Annotated in this window: 22 protein-coding genes and 1 tRNA gene; 18 read left to right on the top strand and 5 right to left on the bottom strand. The window is 63.2% G+C overall.

Annotated elements, in window-relative coordinates; genetic code table 11:
• The first annotated feature begins 209 nt into the window (after window positions 1–209).
• The 11 genes from ACI6S0_RS08100 to ACI6S0_RS08050 all read left to right on the top strand — a co-directional run bounded on the left by ACI6S0_RS08100 (window position 210) and on the right by ACI6S0_RS08050 (window position 10,103).
• The gene (locus tag ACI6S0_RS08100; RefSeq protein WP_434405458.1) at window positions 210–1,469 is read left to right on the top strand and encodes a tyrosine-type recombinase/integrase; all 1,260 of its coding nucleotides are present in this window, start codon (window positions 210–212) and stop codon (window positions 1,467–1,469) included.
• Window positions 1,466–2,083 carry a hypothetical protein gene (locus tag ACI6S0_RS08095; protein ID WP_434405457.1) on the top strand — a complete coding sequence of 206 codons (618 nt, stop codon included), beginning with the start codon at window positions 1,466–1,468 and terminating at the stop codon, window positions 2,081–2,083. The genes ACI6S0_RS08100 and ACI6S0_RS08095 overlap by 4 nt, the downstream gene beginning before the upstream one ends.
• A 61-nt stretch (window positions 2,084–2,144) precedes the next feature.
• Window positions 2,145–2,369, top strand: a complete 225-nt coding sequence (locus ACI6S0_RS08090; protein ID WP_434405456.1) for a helix-turn-helix transcriptional regulator — start codon at window positions 2,145–2,147, stop codon at window positions 2,367–2,369.
• 115 nt (window positions 2,370–2,484) lie between these two features.
• Window positions 2,485–3,039 carry a hypothetical protein gene (locus ACI6S0_RS08085; protein ID WP_434405455.1) on the top strand — a complete coding sequence of 185 codons (555 nt, stop codon included), beginning with the start codon at window positions 2,485–2,487 and terminating at the stop codon, window positions 3,037–3,039.
• Window positions 3,029–4,411 carry a phage/plasmid primase, P4 family gene (locus tag ACI6S0_RS08080; protein ID WP_434405454.1) on the top strand — a complete coding sequence of 461 codons (1,383 nt, stop codon included), beginning with the start codon at window positions 3,029–3,031 and terminating at the stop codon, window positions 4,409–4,411. Before ACI6S0_RS08085 ends, ACI6S0_RS08080 begins: the two co-directional genes overlap by 11 nt.
• Window positions 4,412–4,789: 378 nt before the next feature.
• A complete protein-coding gene (locus tag ACI6S0_RS08075; protein ID WP_434405453.1) occupies window positions 4,790–5,119 on the top strand; it encodes a hypothetical protein in 330 nt (109 codons plus the stop codon).
• A complete protein-coding gene (locus ACI6S0_RS08070; RefSeq protein WP_434405452.1) occupies window positions 5,116–6,594 on the top strand; it encodes a hypothetical protein in 1,479 nt (492 codons plus the stop codon). Before ACI6S0_RS08075 ends, ACI6S0_RS08070 begins: the two co-directional genes overlap by 4 nt.
• Window positions 6,591–6,947 (top strand): hypothetical protein, encoded by a 357-nt coding sequence (locus ACI6S0_RS08065; RefSeq protein ID WP_434405451.1) that lies wholly within the window; start codon window positions 6,591–6,593, stop codon window positions 6,945–6,947. Before ACI6S0_RS08070 ends, ACI6S0_RS08065 begins: the two co-directional genes overlap by 4 nt.
• Before the next feature lie 3 nt (window positions 6,948–6,950).
• On the top strand, window positions 6,951–7,673 hold the full coding sequence (locus ACI6S0_RS08060; RefSeq protein WP_434405450.1) for a hypothetical protein: 723 nt from the start codon (window positions 6,951–6,953) through the stop codon (window positions 7,671–7,673).
• A gap of 12 nt (window positions 7,674–7,685) precedes the next feature.
• On the top strand, window positions 7,686–7,952 hold the full coding sequence (locus ACI6S0_RS08055) for a hypothetical protein (protein WP_284113344.1): 267 nt from the start codon (window positions 7,686–7,688) through the stop codon (window positions 7,950–7,952).
• A 9-nt stretch (window positions 7,953–7,961) separates the two neighbouring features.
• Complete coding sequence (locus ACI6S0_RS08050) at window positions 7,962–10,103, top strand: hypothetical protein (RefSeq protein WP_434405449.1); 2,142 nt, start codon at window positions 7,962–7,964, stop codon at window positions 10,101–10,103.
• A gap of 96 nt (window positions 10,104–10,199) precedes the next feature.
• Here ACI6S0_RS08050 and ACI6S0_RS08045 read toward each other — a convergent pair whose 3' ends face one another.
• The 4 genes from ACI6S0_RS08045 to ACI6S0_RS08030 are packed head-to-tail and all read right to left on the bottom strand — an operon-like array spanning window position 10,200 to window position 11,575.
• Window positions 10,200–10,415, bottom strand: coding sequence for a hypothetical protein (locus tag ACI6S0_RS08045; RefSeq protein WP_434405448.1), 216 nt, complete (start codon window positions 10,413–10,415; stop codon window positions 10,200–10,202).
• A gap of 17 nt (window positions 10,416–10,432) precedes the next feature.
• Entirely contained in the window at window positions 10,433–11,068 is a 636-nt protein-coding gene (locus tag ACI6S0_RS08040; RefSeq protein WP_434405447.1) for a hypothetical protein, read from the bottom strand.
• The gene (locus ACI6S0_RS08035) at window positions 11,065–11,316 is read right to left on the bottom strand and encodes a hypothetical protein (RefSeq protein WP_434405446.1); all 252 of its coding nucleotides are present in this window, start codon (window positions 11,314–11,316) and stop codon (window positions 11,065–11,067) included. Before ACI6S0_RS08035 ends, ACI6S0_RS08040 begins: the two co-directional genes overlap by 4 nt.
• A 31-nt stretch (window positions 11,317–11,347) precedes the next feature.
• Window positions 11,348–11,575, bottom strand: coding sequence for a ribbon-helix-helix domain-containing protein (locus ACI6S0_RS08030; protein WP_434405445.1), 228 nt, complete (start codon window positions 11,573–11,575; stop codon window positions 11,348–11,350).
• Between the two features lie 92 nt (window positions 11,576–11,667).
• Here ACI6S0_RS08030 and ACI6S0_RS08025 point away from each other — a divergent pair, with 92 nt between their 5' ends.
• Window positions 11,668–11,946, top strand: coding sequence for a hypothetical protein (locus ACI6S0_RS08025; RefSeq protein ID WP_234780491.1), 279 nt, complete (start codon window positions 11,668–11,670; stop codon window positions 11,944–11,946).
• A gap of 2 nt (window positions 11,947–11,948) precedes the next feature.
• The gene (locus ACI6S0_RS08020) at window positions 11,949–12,431 is read left to right on the top strand and encodes a hypothetical protein (protein WP_434405444.1); all 483 of its coding nucleotides are present in this window, start codon (window positions 11,949–11,951) and stop codon (window positions 12,429–12,431) included.
• Window positions 12,432–12,541: 110 nt separating this feature from the next.
• Here the strand turns inward: ACI6S0_RS08020 and ACI6S0_RS08015 are convergent.
• Window positions 12,542–12,631: transfer RNA gene (locus tag ACI6S0_RS08015), tRNA-Ser, on the bottom strand.
• Window positions 12,632–12,766: 135 nt separating this feature from the next.
• Between ACI6S0_RS08015 and ACI6S0_RS08010 the strand changes: the two genes are divergently transcribed.
• Genes ACI6S0_RS08010 through ACI6S0_RS07990 form a run of 5 tightly spaced genes read left to right on the top strand, consistent with a single transcriptional unit; the run spans window position 12,767 to window position 17,576 of the window.
• On the top strand, window positions 12,767–13,819 hold the full coding sequence (locus tag ACI6S0_RS08010; protein WP_434405443.1) for a lytic murein transglycosylase: 1,053 nt from the start codon (window positions 12,767–12,769) through the stop codon (window positions 13,817–13,819).
• On the top strand, window positions 13,803–14,774 hold the full coding sequence (locus tag ACI6S0_RS08005; RefSeq protein ID WP_434405442.1) for a septal ring lytic transglycosylase RlpA family protein: 972 nt from the start codon (window positions 13,803–13,805) through the stop codon (window positions 14,772–14,774). The genes ACI6S0_RS08010 and ACI6S0_RS08005 overlap by 17 nt, the downstream gene beginning before the upstream one ends.
• 47 nt (window positions 14,775–14,821) lie before the next feature.
• Window positions 14,822–15,985, top strand: coding sequence for a D-alanyl-D-alanine carboxypeptidase family protein (locus tag ACI6S0_RS08000; RefSeq protein WP_004207133.1), 1,164 nt, complete (start codon window positions 14,822–14,824; stop codon window positions 15,983–15,985).
• Window positions 15,982–16,608, top strand: coding sequence for a dTMP kinase (gene tmk / locus ACI6S0_RS07995; protein WP_434405441.1), 627 nt, complete (start codon window positions 15,982–15,984; stop codon window positions 16,606–16,608). The genes ACI6S0_RS08000 and tmk overlap by 4 nt, the downstream gene beginning before the upstream one ends.
• Entirely contained in the window at window positions 16,605–17,576 is a 972-nt protein-coding gene (locus ACI6S0_RS07990; RefSeq protein WP_434405440.1) for an AAA family ATPase, read from the top strand. The genes tmk and ACI6S0_RS07990 overlap by 4 nt, the downstream gene beginning before the upstream one ends.
• Window positions 17,577–17,604: the final 28 nt, after the last annotated feature.

Here is a 17,604-nt window from a genome sequence, read left to right as displayed (position 1 = left end):
GTCGGTCGGCCTTGGTCGGGTTGCTGCCATGGGGGGGTGGCGGAAGCGGTGTCTTTGTCCGCCATATTTCCACACGCTGCGACCCGTCGAATTATTGGCTGTTTTTCGCCATTTTTGGAATGTTCCCTGATGCCTCACGTTGCCACTTGTTGCGGCCCGTCGCAACGGTTATGATGGGTTGGTAGGTGGGTTAACGGAGTTCGAATCCCATGCCAAAACTTGCCAAGGTTCTAGGCCCGCTGGCCGTGAGGAACCTCAAGACGCCCGGTCTGCATTTCGTCGGGGAAGTGGCTGGACTGGCGTTGCAGGTTTCGCCTACGACCGCGCGGACCTGGATACTGCGCATAAAGATCGGTGACAAGCGCCGGGACATGGGCTTGGGGGCCTTCCCGGAAGTCTCGCTGGCCGATGCGCGCGACATGGCCCGGAAGGCACGCCAGCGTGTGCGGGAGGGGCACGACCCTATCGAGGAACGTCGCGCGTTACGCGAGGCCCTCAAACTGCCGCGGGCAAAGGGCATGACGTTCGAAAAGGCATCATTGGCCTACATCGCGGGCAAGGCGCCGGAATGGAAGAACGAGAAGCACGCAGCACAGTGGGAATCGACGCTGAGGAAATATGCATTCCCAGCAGTCGGCGAGCTGTCGGTGGCAGATATCGAGCTGCCGCAGGTGCTGGAGGTTCTTGAACCCATCTGGCGAGACAAGCCGGAAACGGCCAGCCGCCTGCGCGGACGCATGGAAGCTGTGCTAGATTGGGCGACCACGCGCGGCCATCGCGAGGGCCTGAACCCAGCCCGTTGGCGCGGTCATCTGGACAATCAGCTACCCAAGACCGGCAAGCTCAAGAGCGCCAAGCATCACCGCACCGGCAGCGATGGCCACCATGCGGCGATGGCCATCGACGACGCGCCGGTATTCCTGACACGGCTTCAAGAGGCCGAGGGGATGGGCGCGAGGGCATTGGAGTTCGCGATATTGACCGCTGCCCGGTCCGGTGAAGTGCGCGGGGCGACATGGGCGGAGTTCGACTTGACCAAGGGCCTGTGGACCATTCCGGGCGCACGGATGAAGGCCGGGAAGGAGCATCGCGTTCCCCTGTCCAAGTCCGCCCTGGCGCTTCTGGAGGGCTTGCCCTGTATGGGCGACACCGAAATCGTGTTCTGGGCACCGCGCGGCGGGAAGCTGTCGGACATGACGCTGAGCGCCGTCATGCGGCGGATGGAAGCGGGCGCAACGCCGCACGGCTTCCGCAGCACATTCCGCGATTGGGTGTCGGAACGGACCAGTTATCCGGGCGACATGGCGGAAATGGCACTGGCGCACACGATCGGCGACAAGGTGGAAGCGGCCTATCGGCGCGGCGACCAGTTCGAAAAGCGCCGGCGCATGATGCAGGACTGGGCCGACTATCTCGCCAAGCCGCAGGGGGAGGGTAAGGTCGTGCCGATCGGGGCGGGGCGGGCGTGACCGAAGTTATAGCCGCCCATATCCTTTGCAGTGAGACCGACCCTCGACAGGCAGCGGCCTCCTACCTGTCATGGCTAGCCTACCCCGAGAGGGAGAAGGTTAAGAAGGGCGCTGAGTTCTTTGAGGCGGTGGTAGCTGGCACGCTCAAGGCGCAGGGGCACCACGCGCCAACAGCGTTTCGCATGAAACGGGAAAAGGCAATTTCGATAATGAACGCAGGCCTTCGCCGGATTGCACGGAGGCGACTGCCGGCAGCATGGCTTGCACTACGCATGGTCGAACACCAAGGTCTGTCAATTCGCGAGGCGGCCGAACGCTTGTGCAAGTTGGTCGATGGCGATTCCGCTGATGCCAGACTTCTTCCTGACAATATCCGCAGAGATATTTGGTATGAGACCGCCCCCGCCATTCCGATGGCGATGGCCATAGTGCTGAGCAGGTCGCCGCAATATCGTTCCTTGGCAACAACGGGAAAGGTATCGGACTTCCTGGCGGATCCCTCTTGGGTTGATGATGCAGTTGCCTGCGCTAGCGAGATTTGTGTGCCCATCGCACGAAAATTTGCTCTCAAGGCTGTATTTAGGCCCATCCTCATTAAATCGCCGGTTTCTTGATACCGACCGAGTTGCAACGCACCGCTACTTGAAGGGCCTTGGCGCAACATGAGGTGTTCAAATGGCGTGCGAAAGCCCCGAAAATCTCGATTTCGACAACCTGCCTGACAGCGCATTCGTCCGCGAGCCGGTTGTTTCCATGTTGACCGGTGGCGCGCACCGCTCGACCATCTGGCGCTGGGTTCGGGCCGGTAAGTTCCCCGCCCCCCGTAAACTTGCCCCGCAGACTTCGGTTTGGAATGTCGGCGAGTTGCGCCAGCATTTCGCTTCGCTGGTAGCGGCCTAACGGCCATGAAGTATAACGCCCCCGGTCATAAGACCGAAGGCGCTCTCTGTTCTTCTGACGGGTCGAACGGCGGCGTTTATAGCACGGCTCCCGCCACGCGCAAAGTGGAGGCGGCATGACCTCCACCAATCTCGAAATTGAAATGGTCGCTGCTTGCTCACGGGTTCGCCAGGAGCATATCGACCGCATGCTGGCACTTGGCGTCCCCGGCGCCGCCATCGCAGCCTTGGGTGCGATCCAGCCGGTTTTCGGTATCACCGCCGCGCTGCCCGAGCGTTCGCATATCTACCAGCCCGGCGATGGCCCCGCGCATGTTGTCATGCCCGTGATGGACATGGGCGAGATGGTCGACCTTATTGCCTGGCGCACGACCAATCCGGCGCGCTGGTTCTGGAGGACTGGCCTTGGCTGGGCGCTTGGCACCGACTGGCTGCTGCCCCGATGGGATAATGGGCCGGTGCGCCTGTTCGCCACGCCACTTGAATGGCTGGCGAACGCTGGCGAAGGCATGTGCATCCTTGATTGGGCTGCGCCTGAGATCCGTCAAATGGCGATGCTCGATGCGATCGAGGCTGACGAGATGGTCGGCCGGCGCTTGCTCTCCATTCTGTCGAAACCCGTGCGCCTGCCGCGCATGGTCTATCGGAAGGCGGTGCGACGTGCCGCATAACGACGCCGCAAACCGTGACGCAAACGATGACTTCGTGCAGTTCGGCCCTGAGCCGATCCGCGCGGCGATAGCTGCCGCTCGTTCGCCCCGGCGCAAACCTGATGAGCCATCCGAAGATGACGTGGCAAGGGCCTTCACTAAGGTCCATGGCGACACACTGCGCTATGACCATGATGCGGGCACGTGGTTCGAATGGTCCGGGCAGCGCTGGCAGAAAGATGGCTGTCATCGCGCTTTTACCTATGCGCGCACAATGGCGCGGAAAATCGGAGGCGCTGGCAAGGCGTCGTTCGCTGGAGGCGTTGAGAAGTTTGCCCGCGCTGATCCTGCGCATGCGGTCACATCAGAAATATGGGACAGCGATCCCCTCCTGTTGGGAACGCCAGGCGGCACGGTGGATTTGCGGGATGGTGAGTATGCCGCATCCCGTCCGGGCGATCACATCACCAAATTGACCGGCGTTGCGCCAGAGCGTGGCGTCCCCGTTCGCTGGCTCCAGTTTCTGGACGAGGCGACCGCGGGTGATCGTGATCTGGTGCGCTTCCTCCAGCAGATGGCGGGTTATTGCCTCACTGGCCTAACCGACGAGCATGCCCTGTTCTTCATCTATGGACCGGGCGGCAACGGCAAATCCGTATTCCTCAACATGCTGAACCATGTCCTGGGCGACTATGCCACGACGGCAGGCATGGACACCTTCACGGCTAGCAGGAGCGATCGGCATCCGACCGATCTGGCGATGTTGAAAGGGGCGAGGCTGGTATCAGCCAGTGAGACGGAAGAGGGCAGGGCATGGGCTGAGGCTCGGATTAAGCAGCTCACCGGCGGCGACAAGATCAGCGCGCGGTTTATGCGGCAGGACTTTTTTGAGTTCACGCCCGCGTTCAAGCTGGTGATCGTGGGCAACCATGCCCCCGTGCTGGCGAACGTGGATGACGCGGCGCGCCGGCGTTTCAACATCGTGCCGTTTACGCACAAGCCCGCCCGGCCCGATCCGATGCTGGAGCAGAAGCTGAAAGAGGAAGCGCCGCAAATCCTCGCCTGGGCAATCGCTGGATGTCTGGACTGGCAGCGCAATCGCCTCGTCCGGCCTGAGATCGTCACAGCAGCGACGCAGGACTATTTTGATGACCAGGATCTGTTTGGCCAGTGGATAGCTGATCGGTGCGACCGCGCTTCCGGCAAATGGGAAGCTCCAACCACGCTCTATAACGATTGGGCCGGATATGCCCGCGCGGCTGGTGATGAGCCAGGCACGCAAACGGCCATGAGTAGCAAGCTCAAACGGGCAGGTTTCCAGCGCGGCAAGGTCGCTGGCGTCCGATGCTATCGCGGGTTGGCGCTCAAGGGGAAGAGTGCTGCGCATGACTGAGGGACAGGTTGGACAGGTCTGGACACCTTTTCCTGATGATCGTTCATGCGCGCGCACGCACGTATGGGGAGATAGGTTCAACCTGTCCGAACCTGTCCAGCTTGTCCTTAGCTCCGAAAGTGGAGGGGGGGGGTGATTGGCCCCGCACTCGCAAAGGCCCAGCCGAGCGACTTTTCTCGCCGGCCTGTTGGCGCACGCTCAGATTGCGATGGCGGACGCAGCGTCCGCCGCAAGTCTAGCTTTGTGGGGATAATTGACCATTCTATAAGTTCATGCCATCATTCTACCCATCATAAAGATAGGTCGACCATGCCGCCGTCCAGCCCCAAGTCAGCCCTCCCCAAACCCCAAGCGCGGACCCGCATAGGCAATGGCCGCGTGGTCCTTCAGGACGTAGACGCCCGCTCCATCACGTTCCGCCGCTACCGCGAGATCCTGGCCAGCCTGATTGCGGACATGGGCGGCGATCCGACCGAGGCCCAGTCTCAGATCGCCCGGCGCGCTGCATCGCTCTCCATCTGGTGCGAGGAGCAGGACACGGCAGCCGCGAATGGCACGCCGATCGACATCGGGGCTTACACCACTGCCAGCAATTCCTTGCGCCGGCTGCTGGAGTCACTGGGGCTGGAGCGCAAGCAGCGAAACGTCACCCCCACCATTGCCGAGTATGCAGCCCAGAAGGCGGCTGAGAAGGCGAGGGCGGCATGATCACCTTCGCTGAGGCCTGCCGTGACCCGCAACTGTTCGGGGCGTGGTTCACCGGGGATAGCTGGGCAGTCTGGCGTGTCATCGACAAGGCGCTGTTCGGCGAGCAGCTGGATGCTGACGAGCTGGCGATCTTCACCGAGATCACCGGACGCACCGAGGCGCCCACCGGGCCATCGAGCGAAGCGTGGTTCGTCTGCGGCCGGCGCAGTGGCAAGGACGTGAAGGCATCGGCGCTTGCTGCATTCCTTGCCACCTTCGGCGCCGAGCAGCTGGGTTTCCTCGATCGGCTGGTGAAGGGCGAGACGGGCGTGGTCCAGTTGATCGCGGTCGATCGTCGCCAGGCCAAGGTCTGCCTGTCCTACCTGCGCGCCTATTTCGAGCAGCCCCTGCTTGCCCAGATGGTTGCCAAGTCCACCGCCGAGGGGCTGGAGCTGACCAACGGGCTGGCGATCGAGATCACGACCAATGACCAGCGCTCCAGCCGTGGCCGCACCGTCGTCGCTGCCGTGTTCGATGAGGTGGCCTTCTGGAGCGCCGAGAACAGCGCGAACCCGGATCAGGACGTTTACAACGCCGTGAAGCCGGCCATGGCCACGATCCCCGGCGCCATGCTGATCGGTATCTCGTCGCCCTACGCCCGGCGCGGCCTGCTCTGGAACAAGCACAAGAAGCACTATGGCAAGCCTGGCAATGTGCTGGTGGTGCAAGCTCCGACCTGGCGCATGAACCCGACCGTGCCGCGTGATGGCGACTTCCTGACCGAGGCCTTCAAGGATGATGCAGCATCGGCTGCAGCAGAATATGGCGCCGAGTTCCGCAAGGATGTGGAGGCGTTCGTCTCGATCGAGGTGGTCGAGGCTTGTGTCGAGCTGGGCACCTATGAGCGCGGGCCTATCTCCAGCATTAGCTATGCCGCGTTCGTGGACCCATCGGGCGGCTCGCAGGACAGCATGACGCTGGCGATCAGCCATCAGGAAGGCGAACAGGACGACGGGTTGACCGTCATCGATGCCGTGCGCGAGGTGAAGCCGCCGTTTAGCCCCGAGGGCGTGGTGGCCGAGTTCTGCGACCTCATGAAGCTCTATGGCATCACCAGCGTGACGGGCGATCGCTATGCCGGCGAATGGCCCCGTGAGCAGTTCCGCAAGCACGGCATCAACTATGACATTTCCGAACGGTCCCGATCGGACCTGTATCGCGAGATGCTGCCGATCCTGAATAGCGGCCGTGCGGTCCTGCTGGATGACGAGAAGACCGTGAACCAGATCGTGGGCCTGGAGCGCCGTGTTGCACGCGGCGGCCGTGACAGCATCGATCACGCACCCGGCCAGCATGACGACCGGGCCAACGCCGTCGCGGGAGCGCTGCTGAGCGCTGCGAAGCCGAGATGGAAACCATGGCTTTTCCTGTTCCCCGGCGAAGGGGGCAAGGACTGGAAGAACCCGAAAAACACCCAGCGGAGTTATATCCCATGACCAATGTGATTCAGCAGTTTCTCGCTGGCCGCGCCGAAAGGCAGGCGAGCCATATCACCAACGCCGAACAGCCAGTCACGCGCGCGGAGTTCAACACTTTGGTGCGCGCCGTCCATGGCCTGATCGAGGATGTCGACGCCGCTCTGTCGCCCGAGAAGCTGACGGCGACCATGAATGCAGCGTTTGGCGAGGCGATGAAGGGCCGCGCACCGATCTCCAATGCCCGGCGCGGCAATCCGCTGAGCCAGTATCTCGCCCCGTCCGATGATGACGAGGGCCAGACGATCGCCAATCAGCGCAATGGGCGCCCGGCCGCCAACAATCGCCTGTTTCTCGCACCCGAGGGGGACTAAGCCATGGACCTGTCGAATCTGAGCCGCAACACGATGTTGGGCAAACCCTTCCCTGTGCCTGGACAGTCCGCGCAGACCCATACCGCGATCGACATGACGCATGTCCTCGATCCGGCCGAGTTCTGGCCCGATCCGATGTCGTGTCCCGACTGGCCGATGGAATATAGCGATAGCTTCTCCACGCGCCGCTATGAGGGGCCGCGCGGCAAGGCTGGCGCCGAGATGCGGATGCAGATGCTCGGAAGCGCCCTCAACCGCGGGATCACCAGTCTGCGCAAGCCGACACAGGAGGAGCGGGCAGCGGAATTTGCGCGGATCTTCAAGCGCGCGGGCTCACCCTTCTATCGATACGGCATCAATGACCTGGCGGCGCGCGATCGCCTGACCGAGGATCAGGCCCGCCATATGGTCGATGCCCTCCATGTTCGCGGCTATCTCCGCAAGCTGGAGGCGATCGAGGCGCGGCAGGAAGAGGCCAGGAAGGAGCGCCCGCGCGCCGAGGCCCGCCAGACCCTCGCCAGTTATCGCAATACCGTGGAGGGCAGCACCGAGGAAATCGCGGCGCTGGCGGAAGCGGCGGCCCGGCATCAGCAGCGGATCGATGATGAGAAGGCATTCAACCGTTCGCGGATGCTGCGCCAGAATCTGGAGACATTGCACGCCAATGCGGTGATGGCGGCGCATGTGCTGGGCGAAGAGGCGCCGGCGCGCCCGGCTTTCGGCTGAGGGGGGGCAGGCATGAAGCAGTTCAATCTCTCGTCCGCCGAATGGACGCAGATCGTGCCGCCTGATGGGGGCAAGGACGTGGATATTCGTCCGCTGGTGGGGGCATGCCTCACCAGCCTCCATGTCCCCAACGAGCGGGGCGCGGCGACGCTCTCGATGCCGCCTGTTTCAGTGCAGGATTGGGTGTGGACCGGCCGCGAGGTCACTGCTGGCATCGCAGTCTATGCCAAGGGCGTCGGCGGTCCTGCCGTCGTCGCTGTCGGCGCTCTGGCCAGGTAGGAGCGCCAGTTGGGCTTCGTCAAAAAACTGGTAGCGTTGGTCGCCATCGCGGCGCTGACCTATTACACCTTCGGCGCCGGCGGCTTGGTTGCATCCGGCGCCCTGGGTTCTGGCTTTCTTGGCGTGGCGATCGGCTCGGCAATTGTCGCGGCCGGCACCTACATCATTCAAACCGCGCTCATGAGTTCGGGCCGGGCACCGAAGATGGATGCGGGCAAGGTCAACGTCCGCATCTCCGATCCCCCGCGCTGGCTCCATTGTGGTCGCGCCCGCTCCGGCGGTGGCGCCATGTTCGGCGAGTTCGATGGCCAGGGGCGGTGGTGGTATCTGATCGTCCACAGCGACGAGATCCTGCACGCCCCCTACAGCTACTTCCTCGATGACGAGCCGGTCACGCTGGGAAGTGATGGCTATGTCCAACAAGCCGCGTTCCGCCTGAAGACGAACAAGGATAAGGATCCGGCCGACGTCGACGGGGAGGGAAAAGGCTACGTCCGCATCTGGACCACGACCTACAGCGCGACCGACCCCGTGCCTCCCCGCATCGCTGCCCTGGATGCCGCGCTAGGCACTCTGTGGACCCCAGATCATAAGCTCGTTGGGACGACGTTCTCCGTCGTGTGCATGGATGCAATCAAGATCGAGCATCGCCACAAGATCTATCGCTGGCGTGGGCCGTTTGGGATGGGTGAGCCTGCCGTGAGCATCGTGGGCGACTGGAGCAGCGCCTATGACCCCCGCGACCCGACCCAGACGCTGGGCAACCGCACCAGCTATAAACCGACCCGCAATGCTGCCCTCGCATGGGCCTGGTTCCGCACGCATCCCTTTGGTCGAGGCAAGGCCGAAGCGTCGATCAATTGGGAGCGGATCGCTCAGCAGGCCGACATATGCGACCAGACTGTCACTGGCATCGAGGGAACGCAGAAGCGCTATGAGGCTGCCCTTGCCATCGTGGACAGCAAGCGCCGCGCGGATGCCGAGCGCGAAATCCTCCTGTCCTGCGACGGGCAGCTGGTGTTTGATGAGGATGGGCGATCATGGGTCCGGGTAGGCCAATGGGAGACCCCGACGCTCGCGTTCAGCCGTAATCGCGACATAATGGCGATGTCCAGCGTCGAGCCTCAAGACGGGGAGAGCGAGACACAAGGGGTGATCGTCAATTATGTCGAGCCGGATGCCAACTATACCACCCAACCATCGGCCGCCTGGCTGAACCCGCTTTACTACGACCCCCTCTCGACACCGAAATTCCTGACGGTCGACGTTCTGGCTTGCACCAATCACAATCAGGCCATGCGCTTGGCCAAAGCGATCGGGATGCGGTCGCAGCCAAGGCACAAGATCACGCCTGTGGTGAACCTGCGCGGCCTTCAGGCACGGCAACAGCGCATCGTCACAATCAACTACGACAACACCTTCGCGGGCGACTATGAGATCGCCACGAATGTCGAGCTGGACGCATCAGGCATCATGACGGGCTTCGGCGCGGTCCCTGTCGATCCGGCGCGCTGGACCCTCCTGCCGGGCGAGGAGGCGCCCAAGCCTGTAGTTGACGGGACATCGGGCACAGTCAGCTATCCCCCGATCGCGGGCGAGAATGTCTATTATGCGGACTCGACGCTGCGGATCGACTTCCCGGCCCTGGCGCGAGACGATGCGGCCTATGTCGCCGAATATATCCCGACCAGCGCCATCACGGGCGCCGAGACGGACCCATGGACCCCCATGGCGATCAACGAGGTTACGGCGGTCAGCGCGACCGTTCCGGCCGGTGTCAGCTATACGGTGCGCTATCGCTATGTCGTAGGCTCTGGCGCCGGCTCTGCTTGGGAATATAGCGTCATCTCGCCCGAGACGCCCATGCCGGCGCCTGAGGGCCTGACGGCGACCGGCGGGGTAGGGCAGGCGGTTATCGGCTGGCAGAACCCGCAAGACCTGCGGTTCAAGTCCTCCGACACCTGGCGCGGATCCACGACCGATTTCGGATCGGCCACCAAGATCGTGGCGAACTATCCCGGCGGTGTCGGCCAGGTCCAATCCATCACGGACACTGTGGCGCCGGGCGTCTGGTATTTTTGGAATGTCGCGACGGACGGGGCGACGGTCGAATCCGACCCTGCCGGCCCGGTGAGCGCGACCGTGACCTGATCAGTTAGCGCGGCGGCGGGTTCCCCCCCCTCCGTTGCCGCGCCGGAGCCGGGAGGGGGAATGCCTCGTCCACCCTCCCGGCTTTGACTGCATCGCCTAAAGCACTCCGAAAAAGCTGGGGCCGGCGTAAGAAACGTTCATCCGGAGTGTCGGTGTCCCATTACCGGCGACATAATAATTGAACAATTTTTCGACCTGATATGGATAGATCTCGCCGCCGAGATCAAGCTCGACCTGGTCGCCTACTTCCGGAACGCTTGCAAACGACCAGTCGCCCACTTTCTCGCCATTATACCAGATTTCGATTGGCATTCTTTCCTCCCGTTGTGTCACTTGCTGTCGATAAATCCTTCAGGAGCACCTTCCATCACGACAACGCGGACACCTCCTTTGTCTCCGCCGAACAAGTCGGTAATGAAAAATTCCCTCGTCTGTCGAATGATGATGATATGTCGCTGAAGTAGGTAGCCGAGAGCGTTATGCCATTCGACTAATTGGCCGAGATCATAACGTCGCGCTTTCTTTCTCAAGACGTTTTTGGCTGGCCCACGATGTAGAATGTTGCCAAGCCTGCCGTAAAGTGTGTTCATCTCCTCGAAAGATAAGCGGCCGGAGATGATTTCGATCTGCCTTTTTCCGTTGGTTTCAGAAAACTGGATGGCTCGCGGGAAGCTCCGGCTGTTCAATTCTTCTAAGCGCTTCAGAGCTTCGCCCGCGCTCCATTCATCTAACAGTTTGCTGTTCAAGCCGAGCTTATGGTGAGCGATCAAAGACCCGATCGATACCAGTTCGCAGATGAAGCGAAGGTGGACGCAGCAAAGTTCATAATCATAGTAATGATGCTCGCCAATATCCGCCGGATCAGCGGCACGAAGCGCCGCAATGCGTTCCCGGCAGTCCAACAGGCGCGATCGAACTTCGGCCATCAATTGGCTGTAGAGATCGACCTGCTCGTCGGTATTCAAGGCTTGGGGGAAAGCATTTCAGCAAGCAATCCCTCAACGCTGGCAAGCGAAAGGCCGCTGATTTTCGTTCCGTTCGGGTCCGTCAAGGTGAAGGCTGATTTCCTGCGAATGGTGCCGGTGAGCTTCCAACCGCGCCCGGCTAACTCTCTTTGAAGACGATCCAGGTTCTGCTGGGTGTGAGCCTTGGCATGGCGCTCCAGCAATGCCGCTGCCTCAAGGCGGATTTCGTCCATTTCGTCCGGTGTCACGCAATCCTCCCCTGCGGCTGATCATAAGAGGTTAAGATGGCAGGTCGCTTTCGTCGGCGCCTATGCTGATGAGCATGTCGCGATAATCTTGGACCCACAAGGCCATAGCCTCTCGCATGACATCTGAACGGCTGGTGCCAGCTTGAGCGCAATACATATCCATCAGCGCCAGCATTTTTGGATCGAGGCGAACGGGGACGCGTGGGTTTACGCCTGTGGAAGGGCGTCCGCGTTTTTTTTGTGTGCCATTAATTGACATGATTATTTATGTGTGCCAGAAAATGTGGAGCGGTGCAAGGACGGCAATCCTCGCTCCGCTCCTAACCGCAACCGTCTTTAGTGGAGACGACCATGGCTAATGCCGCCCCTATCACGGGCGCACCGCTGCGTGCATCCAAAATTCGCCCCCGTGGCGTCGCATCCCCGGCTTTCGATCTGCTGCCCCGCATCGAGCGGGCCTGTGCCGATCGGAACATCCTGCCCAGCCGCTTCGGCCGCCGGGCGACCAATGATCCCCAGCTCGTCTATGACATCCGCCGCGGGCGCCGCCTGCGCGCTGAAACCCGCGATCGCATCGAAACCTATCTGCGCCGGCTGGAATGGCTGGCGTCGATGAAGGGGGAGGGCTGATCATGGGCACAATGCATCTGCATCCCGCCAGCCAGCCCAACATGCCAGCTGTGGCGCGCATCCTGTCCCGATATGACCGGGAGAGCCTTGAGGCCTTCTTGGAGGTCGCGCTGGAACTGCTCGACACCATGGACGGCAACCCCGATCTGGAGGACGGCGGCGACAACGAACCTGATGGCGACGCGCAAGGCGATATAAGCTGGCCCGAATGGCACACGCGTGGCTGGCGCACTCAGCGCAAGGCTGGTGCTGAAATGGCATCCACCTGCGAGATCGGGGATCAGGAGGATGACGAGAACGACGACCATGCAGAGGAAGACGACGATAGCGGCGACCATGCCAGCGAGGACGAGCCGGCCGGTTACCGCGTGCAGTCGCGCAGCGACTTTGGCCCAGGCTGCCCGATCAGCGATCCCGGTGGTGGAAATGTGGAGGACGAGGCGCAGATCGATTCTCTGCCGCCCTACACTGGCCCGCTTCACTGATGGATGAAGGGGCGCCCCGGTTCGACAGGATCGGGGCGTTTTGCTTATGATGGGTAGTTTGGCTTTGCACTTTATTAATTTGGAAAATATCCAATTAATTCAATGGCAAATGGCGGAAGCGGTGGGATTCGAACCCACGGTGAGCTTGCACCCACGGCGGTTTTCAAGACCGCTGCCTTAAACCACTCGGCCACACTTCCGTTGCGACGCTTCCTAGCGAAGCCGGCGAACAAGCCAAGGGCAAAAATGACAATATTGAGGGGAATGGTCGTCCATTCGCGACTTCGTATCGGATAGGGGTTTCGCCGGTCGCCCTGGCTGTGCCACAAAAGGTCATGGCAGATTCTCGGTTCAATTCGCTGGCCATTGCGCTGATGATGGGTTTTTCGACGGTTGTGGCGGGATTGGCCGCGCCGCAGGTCGCGGTTGCGCAGGATGATGGGGACTTTCGCGCCTATCTGGAATCGCTGCGGTCCAAGGCACGCGCCATGGGCATTCGGGATGCGACGCTGGACGCCGTCTTCCCGACCCTGACGATCAACCCGCGCGTCGTGGCGCTCGACCAGAGCCAGCCGGGCGGGGGCGCCTATTCGCCCATTCCCAATTTCGAACCCTATCGGGTCAAGCATGTCGATGCCGCGCGGATCAGCCGCGGGCGGGCAGTCTATGCCGCCAATCGCGCACGACTGGCCCGGATCGAGGCGGAAACCGGGGTGCCCGAGGAAATCATGGTCGCCATTTTCGGCCACGAAACCAATTATGGCTCCTATACCGGCGATTTCGACCTGATCCGGTCGCTGGCCACGCTCGCGCATGAGGGGCGCCGCCGCACCTTGTTCGAGCCGGAATTGCTGGCGACGCTCAAGATGCTGAACGATGGCGTGCCGCGCAGCCGGCTGGTCGGCAGCTGGGCCGGGGCGACCGGCTATCCGCAATTCCTGCCCTCGGTCTATCTCAAGCTCGCCAAGGATGGCGACGGCGATGGCCGGGCGGATATCTGGACCAGCCAGGCGGATGCGCTGGCGTCGATCGCCAATTATTTCGTCGCGGCCGGATGGCGGCGGGGCCAGCCCTGGGGCGTAGCCGTCAGTGTGCCGACCAGCTTCAACCGCGCTTCGGTGGCGGCGCGCACGACGGCGCCGCGCTGCCCGCGGGTGTTCAACCGCCACAGCCGCTGGCTGACCATGGCCGAATGGCGCAAGCTGGGCCTGTTCCCGGCCAGCGGCATCTGGCCGGCGGACACTGTCATGGCAACCCTGCTGGAGCCGGATGGGCCGGGCAAGACCGCCTATCTGCTGACCAGCAATTATCGCGCGATCCTCGACTATAATTGCTCCAATTTCTACGCTCTTTCCGTGGGGTTGCTGGCCGATGCGGTCAAGCAATAGGAACTGGATCACGCTGGGCGCCGCGGCGTCTCTGCTCGCCTCCTGCGGCAGCGAGCAGGCCGCGGCGCCGCCGGCGCCACGCCCCGCGCCACCTGTAACGGCGCCAGCGGTTGCGGACGAACCGGTCAAGATCGGCGAACCCTATAGCGTGGGCGGCAAGACCTATGTCCCGGCCGATCCGGTTAATTATGACGAGGTCGGTTATGCTAGCTGGTATGGCGAGGAGGCGATCGGCAAGCCGACGGCCAATGGCGAGGGTTTCGTGCCGTCGGCGATCAGCGGCGCCCACAAGACCTTGCCCCTGCCAAGCTATGTCGAGGTGACGGCGCTGGGCAGCGGTCGCACCATTCTGGTCCGGCTCAACGATCGTGGTCCGTTCAGCGACGACAAGCTCATCGACCTGTCGCGTGGCGCGGCCGAGCAACTGGGCATTACCGGCGACGGCGCTGCGGCCGTTCGCGTTCGCCGGGTCAATCCGCCCGAGCAGGAAAAGGCGCTGCTGCGCGCTCATCACCGCGCGCCCGCGCGGATCGAGACGCCACAGCCTTTGCTCAAGGTGCTGCGCGAGCGTCTGGCGCAAGTGCCGGCAAGCCCGCCAGCGCAGGTTCAGACCGCACGCCCCGTCGTTCAGGCGATCCCGGTCGCGAGCAGCCCCAGCCGTCCCGGCGCATCCTTCGATACGTCCACGCCGCCCACTCCCAAGCCGGCCCCGAAGGCCACGGCACCGGTAAAACCGGTGTCTGGCGGCTATGTCGTTCAGGTTGCTGCTCTTTCCTCGCAGAGCCGGGCCGAGGCGCTCGCCAGGCAGATCGGCGCGCACGCCGTGGCGGCCGGTTCGGTCTGGCGGGTGCGCTATGGTCCCTATCCCTCGCAGGAAGCGGCGCAGGCCGGCGTGAAGGCGGCGGCAGGGAAGGGCTTTGCGAATGTCCGTGTCATGGCTAATGACGCGCGCTAATCATAGCGATGCGTCCAGCGAATCTATCCAGTCGAAGGCTTGAGTTCATGAAGAAAACCGTTGCCGCCACTCTCTTCGTCGGTCTGCTGGCCCAGCCGCTGGTTGCCGCGGCCCCGCCCTATACGAGCGAGGCGCCGATCGCCTATCTCAAGGATCTTTCCTCGGGCGCGGTCCTCTATGACAAGGGCGGCGAGACCCGGATGCCGCCGGCTTCGATGGCCAAGATGATGACGGCGCATGTTGCCTTCCGCCTGATCCAGAAGGGCGAACTCAAGCTCGACACCAAATTCACGGTCCGTCCGGAAACCTGGCAGCAATGGCACGGCCCCAAGGCCGGATCGACCATGTTCCTGTCGGTGGGCGAGCAGGTGTCGGTCGAAAATCTGCTGCACGGCATCGTAACCCTGTCGGGCAATGACGCCTGCGTCGTGCTGGCTGAGGGCATTGCCGGCACCGAGCAGGCGTTCGTCGCGCTGATGAACGAAGAGGCCAAGCGCATGGGGCTCAAGAACAGCCATTTCGGCACCAGCAATGGCTGGCCTGACGAGGGCGTGACCTATGTCACCGCCGAAGATCTGGCCAAGCTTGCCGAAGCCACGATCGTCGAGACGCCGGACCTCTACAAGAAATTCTACGCCACCCGCTCCTTCACCTGGGGCAAGACCATGGGCGGCTCCGACATTGCACAGGCCAATCGCAATCCGATCCTGGGCAAGATCGCGGGTGCCGACGGCCTCAAGACCGGCCACACCGAGGAAGCTGGCTTCGGCTTCACCGGTTCGGCCGAGCAGGATGGTCGCCGCCTGGTGATGGTGGTCGCCGGCCTGACCAGCTTCAACGGCCGGATTACCGAATCCGTCCGCTTCATGGATTGGGGCTTCCGCGCCTGGAAGGCACAGCCGCTGTTCAAGAAGGGGCAGACGGTCGAGACGGCCGCGGTTCAGTTGGGCAGCGCGTCGACCGTGTCGCTGGTCGCGCCGCAGAATATGGCCGTCACCATGCCGCGCACCGCGTCGGCCAATGTGAAGGTGAAGGTCGTCTATACCGGCCCGATCAAGGCGCCGATCGCCAAGGGCCAGCAGATCGCCCAGCTCATCGTCCAGACCCCGGATACGCCGCCACAGGTGCTGCCGCTGGTCGCTGGTGAAGATGTCGCGGAAGCGGGCATTTTCGGTCGTCTCTGGAATGGTCTGAAGTCCTTCTTCGGGTGATCACAGGCCGTTTCATCACGCTCGAAGGCGGCGAGGGCGCCGGCAAGTCGACCCAGCTTCGTGCGCTGGCGGCGGCTCTGCGGGCGCGCGGGCTTGAGGTTGTCGAGACCCGCGAGCCGGGCGGCAGCGAGGGGGCGGAGGCGATCCGTGCCATGCTGCTGACCGGTGGTGCGGACCGCTGGAATGCCCGCGCCGAAGCGTTGCTGTTCGCGGCCGCGCGCGCCGACCATATCGAAAAGACGATCCGCCCGGCGCTGGCCCGTGGCGCCTGGGTGCTGTCCGATCGGTTCCTCGACAGCAGCCGTGCCTATCAGGGGCAGGGCGAACTTAGCGACGCCGACATATTGGCGCTGCACCAGATCGGCAGCGCTTGCTTCCTGCCCGATCGCACCTTGTTCCTGACCCTGCCGGAAGCGGAGGCGGAAGCTCGCGCCCATGCCCGTGACGGCGACGTGTCGGACCGGATCGGCGGTCGCGACCGCGCCTTTCATCGGGCCGTGGCCGAAGCGTTCGTCCGCTTTGCGGCCGATGAGCCGGAACGGGTCCGCGCAATCGATGCGTCGGGCGCGGCGGACGATGTCACTGCCCGGCTGCTCGCGGCACTGGACGACCTGCTGTCATGACGTCACTGGTCGGGCATGATGCCCAGGCGCAGACCCTGCTGGCGGCGGCAAGCAGCGGCCGCATGCATCATGGCTGGATATTGACCGGCCCGCGCGGCATCGGCAAGGCCAGCTTTGCCCGCGCCATGGCAATGCGCCTGCTGGCGGACGCGGCCGGCCCGAAGATTGCGGGCGAGGGGCTCGACGTTCCCGAAAACCACCCGATCCGTCGCCTGATCGAGGCGAGCGCGCATCCCGATTATGCCGAACTGGCGCCGCTGGAAAAGGACGGCGTTGCCGCGCGGAACATCAGCGTCGACCAGGTGCGCGGCCTGCAGCGGCTGATCCAGTCGGCGCCCTCGCTCTCTTCGCGGCGCATCGTCGTGATCGACAGTGCCGATGATCTGGAGCGCGGTGCGGCCAACGCCCTGCTCAAGACGTTGGAAGAGCCGCCGGCGGACATGATCTTCCTGCTGGTCAGCCATGCGCCGGGCCGGCTACTGCCCACCATTCGTTCGCGCTGCCGCACGATGCGCTTCGATCCGCTGTCGGACAGCGCCATGGCGACGGTGCTCCGGCGCGAGGATGAAAGCCTGTCCGGGCCGGAACTCGATGCGCTGCTGCGCGCGGGGGAGGGTTCACCCGGTCGCGCGCTGCGCTATGCGGGGCTCGACCTTGCGGGCCTCGAAAAATCGCTGCTGGCGATCGCGGCCGACGGTGATCCCGGCAATCGGGAGCGCTTGCGCCTGGCCAAGGCGCTGGCGGGCAAGGCGGCCAAGCCGCGTTACGAAGCCTTTCTGGAGCGCGCGCCCGCCTTCATTGCCCAGGCCGCCCGGACCCGCCATGGCTCGGCACTGGGCAGTGCGCTCGATCATTGGGAAGCAGCCCGGCATCTGGCGGGCGGCGCGGTGATCCTGTCGCTCGACCCGGCCTCTGTCGTTTTCGAGCTGGGCGGCCATGTCGCGACACTGGCTGAGGCGGCGACCTGAAAAGCGGCTTTGCGGCGACGCGAACAGC

Origin of the sequence: Sphingobium sp. DN12, assembly GCF_051058005.1 — a bacterium.
Lineage (GTDB): Bacteria > Pseudomonadota > Alphaproteobacteria > Sphingomonadales > Sphingomonadaceae > Sphingobium > Sphingobium yanoikuyae.
This window is presented reverse-complemented; position numbering and strand designations above follow the sequence as displayed.